The sequence below is a fragment of the Pseudobutyrivibrio sp. genome (assembly GCF_017471675.1).
Lineage (GTDB): Bacteria > Bacillota > Clostridia > Lachnospirales > Lachnospiraceae > Pseudobutyrivibrio.
The window spans coordinates 67,523-77,989 of sequence record NZ_JAFUSK010000062.1; the positions used below are offsets into that span (position 1 = coordinate 67,523).

Sequence of the window (10,467 nt, forward strand, 5' to 3'; positions counted from 1 at the left end):
CGTTATCGTATATACGATAACGCTTCCGTTCCAACATAATTAAAAAATAAAGTTTTAAAGATCAACTGAACCAACACGATCTTTGTTTGCTACATAATAAATCTTGTTCTCCTCAGGCTTGATGTAGATGCTAATCTCCTCAAGAACCTCTTTTTTGTAATCCTTCTTGAACTGAGCCTGAGCTTTCTTTAAGCACTCTGCCTCTGTAAACTCTCTACCCTGATACTGGATTACTGATGTTGTTGCAACTGCCTTCTTAGCTTTAGCTGCTGCTTTCTTAACTGTCTTTGTTGCAGTCTTCTTTGCAGCTGTTGCTTTCTTAGTTGCTGTCTTCTTAGCTTCAGTTGCTTTCTTTGATGCAACTGCTGCTTCCTTCTTAACTTCCTCTACAGCTTTCTTTGTAGCTACTGAAGCATTTGCTGCAGCTGTCTTAACTGTACTAGCAGCTGTTGCAGCTGACTTCTTTACATCATCAACTGTGACCTTTGCGTTTGTTACCATTTTTTCACCCTCCTATATGAGCAAAACATTATTTTTTATTTAAGAATTATTATAGCCATTTGCCTCTTCAATTGCTAGTGTATTGTTGCAATTTTCTACCAAATAACTAATAAATATTTAAATACGCATTCTTTTTAGTATATATTGCAAATATTAAATCATAAATAGACTATATTTTTCTTTAGAAAATAATTTTCAAACATTTACTATTTATTGTTTAATGTTTCAAAAAATGATGCGCTTGTTAGCTCAGATGCATCCTCAGGAAAGTCTAACTCATCCCACAATTTTGTATTCATATCAGAGAAATATCTATCCTCTAATTCTGATACAATATCACTTAAAACCTGCTTACGTCTGTTCTCAATAATTACCTCTTTATTTGCCTCAGAAAGCTCTTCATTATACTTGTCCAAACACTGGAAAAAATAGTATCCATTATCAGCAGAAATTGCACCTGAAACTTCATCTGTATCAAGATTAAAAACCACTTCATCTATGTCACTTGAATACTCTCCTCTTGCAAAAGTTTTCTGGTAATAATCTAACTCTGTATAAGATGATGCCAGCCTCTCAAAGGTATATCCATAATCAATCATACCTTGTATTTCATTTGCCTTTGCCTCATCTGAAACAAATAAAACAAAAGCCTCCATTACTCTTGCTTCATCCTCTGATACTTCATCATCAACAGAATTCATAAGGCTTTCATAAACCTTTGATGCAAGAGCATATTTATAATACATTTTTTCTAAATCCATTTTTCTTGCACCAGTAAAGGAACGCTCTTTAGAATTCATAGATTTGTAATAAGTCTTTGCTGCTTCTTCGCATACTTTTTTATCTTCATCAGTAAGCTCTATTCCATTTTCCATGGCATATAAATTAAGCACATATACTCTGGTTAAATGCTCTAAAGTAAGGTCTTTAATTGAGCTTGCCATTGTGTCAGTATCGTAATCATCTGACCACAAATTAACACCATTTACAGAGCCATAAATATTCTTTTCATTTAATAGATAAACAAGTGCCTCTTTTTTGGAACACTTCATATCGCCAATCTTAAACACTGTGTTAAATCCACTGGAGCCGCCAAAATATACAGTCCTTCCTGCTATCTCACAGCCTGTAAATGTAGTGCAAATACATATCGTAAATACGATAGCGCATAATCTCTTTAATAACTTCATACTATCCTCCAAGTCTATCTAATAGAGCGATGATTATTTTTAATCTTAAGATATAATAAGCTTATCACAACTGTTATGATAAATTCTGCTATAAATAAAAGCCATGTTTTATAAACAGTAAATGGTATCTGATGCAATCCCATATAAGCGTTGGCAAATCTTACAATTACATAGTGAATCAAAAATGCCTGTGGGCTAATATCACCAAGTGCTATAAAAAGCTTATTTGATAAAAATCTGGTTAACAGACCATTGCATCTATAGAATAAATATATAAGCACAAGCGCCATAATTATATAGCTACTAGACCAGTTTTTTATAGCGGTAATAAAATACCCGTTGCCTGGCTTTTCCAACCACACCGAAAAAATAATTATAGCTACAAAAGCTATTATTTCAACAATCGTATATACGATAGTCTTTGATTTATTGCTCACATATTTTGTTTCACCAAGCACTTTAAAAAGAGCACAGCCTGCAAAAAAATCTCCTATTCTAAATACAGGAAAGCAATACATAAACCAGGTATACTGCACTCCTTCATGAAACAGTAAAAGGGCAATATATGAAAGCATTACCTGTATCACCACAATAATTACAGCAGCTGCCACTACCATAACCACTTTGCTCTTTTTAATCCATCTAAGAATAAATGGAAAAATCATATACAAAAACAGCGCCACTGATAAATACCAGGCTACTCCGTTTAATGCTACATTCACTGTACTGTCAGGATACCAGGATTGAAGTAATAGTACATTAAGAATTATATTTCTAAGCAGCATATAGCCACCTGCCAAAATATTTCCATTTACCTTTCCAATCCAAAGCTCAATAAGCACTGCGCCAACCATTGTAATGATGTGCAGCAAATATAGCTTTTTAATCTTTCTAACAGAGAATAAAAATGATTCCTTAAGCCCAACTGGCAAATCCCTATCCATATATACATAGGTCATCAAAAATCCTGACAAGCAAAAGAATATAGATACACCAAGCTTAGGCCATGAATAAACAATCTTTGCATGCGCTAAAAATATACCAATAAAAGCAATTGCTCTCAATGCTTGCAGAGAATAAATCTTTTTGTTAGATTCCATATTATGCCTCTACTATCAAGTATCTACCATCTTTAAGAGGAAATACTTCTTCTGAGGATAATATTTCCTCTTCCGTCATTCCACCTATATCCATGCCATCCTCAAGATATGCAATAACCTCTTTTTTATTCTTACAAACCGTGGCACAAACATCCTCCAAAAACTCTAAGGCTTCATCATAGGAATCTGCCACCTTCTCCGGAAACAGCTTTAACTGATTCTCTAAAAATGTTTCTACTGTGAGTTTGTCGTACATAAATTAATACTCCTTTCCAACGCAAATGAATAGATTAATACTTCTTTGACCTTTACGCCATAAGAAGCCTCTATTGCATTTTTATAAAGCTCTAATTGCTTCTCATATCTTACCATCAATGCATTAGCATCGTCCACTTTATCAGTCTTATAATCCAAAAGAACAATACCATCATCCTCTTCCCAGAAGACATCGATTATTCCCTGAACTAAAATCATTTCATCACCTGATTCATTATCATCAAAAAGCCTTTTAGCATCACTGCCATACACAAATGGCTTTTCTTTATAAAGCTTTCCTGATGCTGCTGCAGCTGCCATACGAATAGCTGAATTATCACTCAAAAACGTCTTTAGCTTGCTTAGATTGATTCTTGAAAATTCATCCTCCGACAGACACTTAACCTTTTTCATATACTGCAATTGCTCATCAAATGAACCTAATAAATCCTGATTTGTAAAATCAAAGCATTCTAAAAATCTATGCATGGCTGTTCCATATAATGCGCCAGATGGCACATTACTATCACCATCAGCTTCTATATTACCCTCTCTCATAAAAACAGGAATATAGCTTTCATCCTCTTGATAAACAAAAGCAGGGGCAGCATCTGCATTAAACATAAAGGCCTCTTCCATAGCCTGATGTTTAATCTCCGAAACAGAATACTTGCTCTTATATTTACTATCCTTAATTCCATCATATTCAAAGGCTAACGTATTTACGATAGGATTATCAGTAGCCTCAACCTCATCGATAATCTTATCAATAGTAGCCTTAACCTGCTCCTTAATTACAGCTCGCTTAACCTCATCTATAAAAAGCTCTTTACAATCTACAATTCTTCTTTTGTATGGGTAGGCTGATGCATTTAATGACCTGATTATAAGTTCTATACTAGTAGATGCTTTCAGCTTGGTATAGGTGTCCAGTAGCCCACTATCCCCTGCGAACTCGCTTATTTTATCTACAGCGGATTTATCCTTAGAAGGCTTTATCTCTGCTGTAATAATAAGCTTATCCACAGCACGGGTAAGGGCAACATAAAGAATTCTTAAATACTCTCCCCTGGCATCGGATTGGTTGGCAAACTTAACCAGATTATAAAGTGGCGTGCTATAAGATAATCTTGTATCCGGATTTCTGTAATTCATAGCAAGTCCAAGCTTATCATCATATACGAACAATCCACCTTCGCTTTTAAATGGTTTGCCGCAGCCTGCCAAAAATACCACTGGAAATTCCAAGCCCTTACTTTTATGTATGGTCATAATCCTTACGGCTTCATCATTTTCAGACACAGTTTTTGCAAGACCCAAATCCTCATCATAGGTCTTAAGCCCCTCTATATAGCTAACGAATCTGGAAAGTCCCTTAAAGCTTGTACCCTCAAAGCTTACTGCCTCGTCTATAAGCTTGTTTAGATTGGCAGCTGCCATAGGTCCGTTATCAAGAGCCTTGGTATATATCAAAAACCTGGTTTCCTCTAATACGTGCTCAATAATTTCGTGAATAGGAGTGTCTATTGCCTCATCCCTAAACCGATTTAAAAGTGTAAGAAAAGCACCAATATCTTCATCCTTATCGGCTTCCCATTTATTAAGCAGGCATTGATATAGGCTAACCTCTGGATTAGTTGCTCTAATCTGTGCCAATCTCTCTGATGAGAAATTAAACATAGCTGAGTGAAGCACCGCTGCAAGGGGAATATCGTTAAACGGGTTATCTATCACATTTAACATAGATAAAACCGTGTCAATTTCCTCTCTGTCAAAAAATCCAGTTTCCTCTGCCACATAGGCTGGGATTCCCTTATCCTTAAGGGTGGCAATATATTTATCAGCATGCCCCTTAACTCCACGCATAAGGATAACAATATCGTTATATTTAAGAGGTCTTTGCTCTCTTCCATCCTCTCCCTTACAGCTTACCTGAAAACCATCAGCCATAAGCTCCTTGATTCTTTTAGCAATAACAAGTGCCTCTAATGTATCCCCATCATCTATATCCATTTCTTTCATGGAATCAGGCTCTCCCGTTGCTATAAGCACCTCGGCTTCATAATCAGAATGCTCTCCCTTAAAGCTTTCATCACCCAGCTTAAGTGCAGCCTTTTCATCATACATTACTCCACCAACATCCATCTGCATAAGAGGAGCAAATACCTGATTACAGAAATTTAAAACCTCGTAGCGGCTTCTAAAATTCTTGTCCAAATCTATTCTGATAGAATTATTTGTAGGGCCATCATCCATTGGGTATGAATAAAGCTTGTCAATAAAAAGCTTAGGGCTTGCCTGTCTAAATGCATAGATAGACTGCTTTACATCACCTACAGTAAAGTAATTGTTCCCTGAGCTAATAGCAGTAAGTATCTGTTCCTGCAGCTCATTTGAATCCTGGTATTCATCCACCATAATTTCCTTAAAATGATTTGACAGCTCTATGGCCACAGGGCGTTTTTCATGCTCCTTAGATTCCTCGTTTCTTAGAATTCTAAGAGCCATGTGTTCCACATCATTGAAATCATATATATTTCGCTTTTTCTTTTCCTCTAAAAGAACTCTTGAGTACTCTTTAGCAAATTCAATAAGTGATATAGCCTGATTTCTAACATACAAAATATCATCAAAAATATCACTTAGACTAAGTCCGTAAAAATCTTTTTTTAACGTATTTACGATACCCTTATAGCTGTCTCTAAGTGCCTTTGCTCTTGCTATATCATCTTCGTTAAGACTAGTCCCCTTGCTACTCCACCTGGTAGAAAAATCCACCCCGGAAATAGCAGCGTATTTATCAGCAAAGCTGTCCTTAGAATATATTCCCTTTAATTGCCCCAGCTCGTAGTTAAGGATTTCCTTGTCCTTAGAATCACTGTCAGAAGGATATAAATTAACAAACCGCTCCAGCTTGTTAATAGCCCCCTTAAGCTCCATATCAGTAAGCTTAAGTATTTCTACTACAGCTTGGGATGATTCCAATTCCTCTATTGAATTAATATCATATAGCTTCAAGGCATTATCATACCACTCATCTGGCCAGGCAAAGCTTGCCGCCTTGGCATGAAGGCTAAACACCATATCCCTTAGGCTGTCAGTTCTACGCCCATTGATATAGGCTCCAGCCAGATTTTTAAACCCATCATCAGCCTCTTCAAGCTTAGCTGATAACAAATCGCTAAAGACATTATCCTCTATCATTTTTAACTCACCTGAGGAACCGATTCTAAATGAAGGATCCATATCAATCTCGTAGAAATAGTTCTTAACTACCCAGCTACAAAAACTATCAATAGTTCTAATATGAGCATTATGAATAAGGGTTGCCTGACATCTTAATCTGGCATCCCTACTGTTTTTCATAATGGCCTTGTCGATAGCCTTTCTTATTCTATCCTTCATCTCAGCAGCAGCTGCTGTGGTGAAGGTAACCACAAGAATTCTATCTACATCTACTCCATTTTTCTCATCCAATATTTGAGATATGATTCTTTCTACCAGTACGAAGGTCTTACCACTACCTGCGGCGGCACTTACAAGCATATTTTTATTTCTTGTATCTCGCACCAGCATCTGTTCTTTTGTTAATGCCAATTTATTCTTCCTCTAGCTTTTCTTTCATTAATTCTACTACTTCAGAATTCTTTTTAGCCTTATCAAAGGCTCTTACACTAAAGCCTGCCTCATTCTCATTGAAATGACAAACGCTTTTATAATTACAGTATCTACATGCATCGATATTTCCAAGGCGGGCTGGAGATGGTTCAAAATCACCTGCTATTATACGCTTTGCCGTATCAGCTGCTGCAAGCATAGAATAATCTATTACAGTTTGCATTGCTGACCTATCGATTGCATTGGTATCTCGTTCAGATGGTTCACCATTAACCTTTATTCCATAAGGCACAATTGATGATACCTTGGTCTGTCCTTCCATAGTACCAACAGTCAGGTCGTTGGCTGCCAAATCAGCAGGGTCATTTGAAAGCAGACCATCCATCTTGCTTAGCTTAAGTCTTTCCTCTTCTGTGGCTGCCTTAGATGATGACAGCTCTAAAAACTTGTTAGCCATTTCATAGTAAAGCATGGCCGATGGATGTAATGCTACCCCAGGATATTTTTCCTTTAGCTTATCAAGTACAACTCCCATATATATTGGAAGCTGAAGTGATAAGCCGTGATATGTCTCACTTAAATCAAGCTTATGGTCACTTGATTTGTAATCAATAATTCTAACTGCTCTATCATCCGAATCTGTAAGGTCTATTCTATCAACCTTACCCTTAAGATTAGCCAGTATCTCATTTGTCTTACTATCCCTGATTTCTGTTCTAATCACTTCTTCAAAAAGCTCTGGCTCAAACTCGCCTCTGGATACCTGGGTAGTAATGATTTCCACTGTGTGTCTTAGGGTATCCTTTAAAGATTCTACAATATATTTTTGAGTTGCATCCTCTAATGTTGCCACCTTTGCCATGTGTTCAAAGGTTTGTGATATGGCAACCTCTATATATTTTTCCCGCTCATCAGCTGTCACTGATTTAAATGTTTTGCCATCAGCTTTTAGGCTACTAGAGTATCTTTCAATAGCTTCGTGGCAGAAATTTCCCATATCTATGCTTGAAAGGGCAAACTCCTCCCTCTCATTAAGCTTAAGAATATATGTAAGAAAATATTTGTAGCTACATTCATTATAAAGCTCAAACTTAGATACGGAACCTGATATGGTTTCATCGGAATTTATAGCTTCATTTACAGCAAGCATTATATTCTCTGAAAAGCTTTCCTTCGTATGCTCATAAAAAGCCGCCGTAAGTAAAAGTTGAAGCTTTTCATTATCTTCTGATTTTGCCCACTCCAATAGATTATTTAAATCTGTAAGCTCTTCCTTTGTCAGGCCATCAAATGATACTAATATAGCCTTATTTAAAAGCTCTATTAAATAATCCAATGCACTCTTTTTTGAAAGGCATCTATCCTTCGCTGTAAACTCTTCTATTTCCTCAAGCTTTAGGCCTTTGAACATATCCTTTAAAAGCTCCATAAGATATGATGGATTTACACCCTTTCCTGCACCATCTACACGTGGACTTGTAATATAAAGAATGTGATTTGGTTTAGTAAGCATAAGATAGAGATAGAATCTTTGCCTAAACGATTTTTGTCTATCTGATGGAGCCAGCTCAAAGCCAAGGGATAACAGCTGTTCACGCTCTAGCTGAGATAAAATACCTCCATTTTCTACCTTTTTAGGAATAGCATCATCTGATGCTCCAATACAAAACAGCACCTTTATATTGGATAATCTGGTTCTTTCTATATCCCCTAAAATAACACTATCTGCAGTAGGTGGAATAACACCGATGGATGCAGCTGAAAGTCCTGCCTCATATATATCCTTAAACTCATCTAAGGACATCTTTTCATCTCCAAGGATTCCTACCAGCTTATCTAAAATATCCATTATTACCTGATAGATTTGGCTATATTCCTTTGCCTTTACAGCCTCATTCTTATCCTCGTAAAGCTTTCCTCTTTCCTTAATCTTTCCTTCAAAATCAAAACTTGTAATGAATCTGTATAATGCCACCGCTATATCTTTTACTGTGGAATCTGAATTAATAGTCTTATCCATTTGAACAAATGGACCTATAAACCTTTCCCTTAATTCATTTACCTTAATAAGATCTTCATCCTTATTAAAGCTATTTGAACGAATAGCAAATGGATGGAAATATTTCTTTTTTCCACGTATTCCTGTAGAAATAAGATAGTTTTCCAGATAATCTATTTCATCTAATGACAATTCAGTCAGACCTGTTCGAAGGAATCTAAACACATCCTCCCTTTTAAAGTCTCTTTCAAAAATATCAAAAAGGGCTTCTATGGCCTCTGACATAGGGTGGAATAAAAGCTCTGTCTTGGCATCGATGAAATAAGGGATATTGTATTCATCCCAAATGCCTGAAACTAGATATCTGTAAGAATCCAAATTAGGTGCCACCACCGCAATATCCTTATAGTGCATGCCACCTCTGATAAGATGATTAATCTGAATTGCCACATATCTTAGCTCATCTCTCATGGTTCTTAAGCTCACCAGCTTAATAGCTTCCCCTGGTGCCAAATCGCCTTTATACTCTTTTACATTCTCTCTAAAGATGTTTTTTTCTAAATGTGATAATACCTCATTTGAAGCCAGCCAACCATTTGTAGAATCAATATGTGTCACAGGATTAATCAGGGTATTTGTATTTACCGCAAGCTTGTTTAGCTTGATTGCAAACTCTGATGACATCTCAAACAAGGCATCTTCTGATGCCTTAGTAAGCAGCGCCTCATCATTATCCGCAGTAATTGTAACAGCAACCTCATCGCAAATACGAAGCATGTGCTCCACAAGCTGATACTGGATAGGCGTAAAACCTGTAAAACCATCTAGCACTACAGTGGCTCCACTGACAATCTGTGAATCATCCAGCATATCATTTAATGTAGACAAAATAGATTCGGTGGTTACATATTTTCCATTTATAAAATCCAAAAAAGCCTCGTACAAAACTAACAAATCCGAGGCTTTTCTTCTGAAGCTTTCTGACATAGCAGGGGAATCAATCATTTCCTTCAATCTATCCACAGTGATATTATACTGGGTCATCTCTGAAATCAGTGACTTCACCTGAGTTATGTAACTGACACGTGTTATATTTTTTCTAAGAGTCTTAAGCTCATCCAAATGTGAACCAATAATTCTTCTTATAACAAGAGATTTACCGGTATCATCAAGGACTGCATTTATTCCTGCGCCTAGCTCTTCGAATACACGATAGGCCAGACGATTAAATGACAGTACATCTATGTTCATAATGCACTTGTTTGGGTGCATAGAAACCAAAAGCTTCTGAGTTGACATGGTGTACTGCTCTGGAACAATAACAAGAAAATTCTTATCCTTGTTTGCCATAGACTCTTTAATTATTCTTGAATAAAGGGTAGTGGATTTACCACTACCCGAGCTACCTACTACTATTGATAAAGACATTATTACTCCCTGAAATACTGCAAAACTATAGTCCGCCTGTTACGCTAACAATAATTATATTTCTACGCTCAGCATGGAAAGCTTCGCTTAAGAAACATAATTATTGTTAGCTACAGGCTCACTGGATTACTTTACTGATTATATTTCTTAGCCTAGTTTGGAACGCTTCGCTTTAGAAACATATTCATTACTACGATTGTGGGAACATGCCGCGGAGCATGGTGGCCATGGATCCGGTTCTGGATCTTTCGTATGGCTTTCCCTTAAGATAGAGTTCCGAAACTCCTATTTTATTTAATTCATTAATTGGAACCTCGTATGGGTTGTGGTCTAAAATAACTATATCACAGCTCTTACCCATCTCCAGTGTGCCTCG

Annotated in this window: 6 protein-coding genes and 1 pseudogene; all 7 read right to left on the bottom strand. The window is 36.7% G+C overall.

Annotation, left to right across the window (positions count from 1 at the left end):
* Positions 1-54: 54 nt before the first annotated feature.
* A complete protein-coding gene (locus IJ535_RS09855; protein WP_294302005.1) occupies positions 55-501 on the bottom strand; it encodes a DUF6465 family protein in 447 nt (148 codons plus the stop codon).
* 206 nt (positions 502-707) lie between these two features.
* Positions 708-1,691, bottom strand: a complete 984-nt coding sequence (locus IJ535_RS09860; protein WP_294302008.1) for a peptidylprolyl isomerase — start codon at positions 1,689-1,691, stop codon at positions 708-710.
* A 14-nt stretch (positions 1,692-1,705) separates the two neighbouring features.
* Complete coding sequence (locus IJ535_RS09865; protein ID WP_294302010.1) at positions 1,706-2,791, bottom strand: acyltransferase family protein; 1,086 nt, start codon at positions 2,789-2,791, stop codon at positions 1,706-1,708.
* A gap of 1 nt (position 2,792) precedes the next feature.
* Positions 2,793-3,047 carry a glyoxalase gene (locus IJ535_RS09870; RefSeq protein WP_294302013.1) on the bottom strand — a complete coding sequence of 85 codons (255 nt, stop codon included), beginning with the start codon at positions 3,045-3,047 and terminating at the stop codon, positions 2,793-2,795.
* Complete coding sequence (gene addA, locus IJ535_RS09875; protein WP_294302016.1) at positions 3,026-6,643, bottom strand: helicase-exonuclease AddAB subunit AddA; 3,618 nt, start codon at positions 6,641-6,643, stop codon at positions 3,026-3,028. The genes IJ535_RS09870 and addA overlap by 22 nt, the downstream gene beginning before the upstream one ends.
* Position 6,644: 1 nt before the next feature.
* Positions 6,645-10,091, bottom strand: coding sequence for a PD-(D/E)XK nuclease family protein (locus IJ535_RS09880; RefSeq protein ID WP_294302019.1), 3,447 nt, complete (start codon positions 10,089-10,091; stop codon positions 6,645-6,647).
* Positions 10,092-10,281: 190 nt separating this feature from the next.
* Positions 10,282-10,467: pseudogene (locus IJ535_RS09885) on the bottom strand (amidohydrolase); the annotation flags it as partial.

What these genes read in the sequence shown, in the direction of transcription:
- IJ535_RS09855 (WP_294302005.1), bottom strand. Translation starts at nt 501, where the DNA reads ATGGTAACAAACGCAAAGGTCACAGTTGATGATGTAAAGAAGTCAGCT.
- IJ535_RS09860 (WP_294302008.1), bottom strand. Translation starts at nt 1,691, where the DNA reads ATGAAGTTATTAAAGAGATTATGCGCTATCGTATTTACGATATGTATT.
- IJ535_RS09865 (WP_294302010.1), bottom strand. Translation starts at nt 2,791, where the DNA reads ATGGAATCTAACAAAAAGATTTATTCTCTGCAAGCATTGAGAGCAATT.
- IJ535_RS09870 (WP_294302013.1), bottom strand. Translation starts at nt 3,047, where the DNA reads ATGTACGACAAACTCACAGTAGAAACATTTTTAGAGAATCAGTTAAAG.
- IJ535_RS09880 (WP_294302019.1), bottom strand. Translation starts at nt 10,091, where the DNA reads ATGTCTTTATCAATAGTAGTAGGTAGCTCGGGTAGTGGTAAATCCACT.